The sequence below is a fragment of the Paenarthrobacter sp. PH39-S1 genome (assembly GCF_030063245.1).
Classification (GTDB): domain Bacteria; phylum Actinomycetota; class Actinomycetes; order Actinomycetales; family Micrococcaceae; genus Arthrobacter_M.
Window position 1 is genome coordinate 1 of sequence record NZ_JASISR010000121.1, and the last position, 777, is coordinate 777.

A 777-nucleotide genomic window follows, 5' to 3' on the forward strand; every position below is an offset into this window, starting at 1 on the left:
CAACGGAACTTCACGGACCCGGACGCGCGGATCATGAAAACCGCGGATGGTTCATACCATTACTGCTACAACGGCCAGGCCGTCGTGGATGCTGACCACCAGGTAATTGTTGCCACCAGATTGAACAACGTGGCCGTGAATGTGCAGCAGCTGGCCCCCATGATCGAACACACGGCTGTCTCTGTAGGTGCAATGCCCACGACGTGGAGTGCCGACGCCGGGTATTGCTCGGCAGCCAACCTCGAGCACGTCAAAGACGTTGAAACGGCTCATTCAACCGAGTTCTTCATCTCCACCCGACGCATGAAACACGGTACGCCGATTCCCGAGTCGCCCCGGGGCAGGATCCCGGCCAACGCGAGCCTGGCAGAACGGATGGGACGGAAACTCAAAACCAAGAAGGGCAAGAAAATTTATGCCCGGCGCAAAGCGATCGTTGAACCGGTCTTCGGCCAGATCAAGACCCGGCAGGGCAAAAACGTGCTCCTGCGCGGCATGGAGAAGGCAGCGCGTGAGTGGGAGTTGCTGGCAGGGTGCCACAACCTAATGAAGCTCTTCAGCCACCGCACCCGGGCGGCCTCCCTGGCGCGGATGTAGAACGGGGGCCGGCAACGGGGCAGCCCCGGGACGCTAACGGCGGCTCTTCACACCTCGCTGAACGATCCCTCGGGGCGGGGGCGCCTCCTTCAAAGGAAATTATTACCGGCATCAGGATTCATCGGCTGCCACGCCGCCGAACATCAAACGGCTAAAACCACTACCGACCCATGCACCTAG

General features: G+C 60.5%; 1 protein-coding gene. It reads left to right on the top strand.

The features are described 5' to 3' along the window. Window positions 1–597 (top strand): transposase (locus QMG52_RS21800; protein WP_283562487.1); only part of this gene is annotated, 597 nt, incomplete at its 5' end. Window positions 598–777 lie beyond the last annotated feature (180 nt).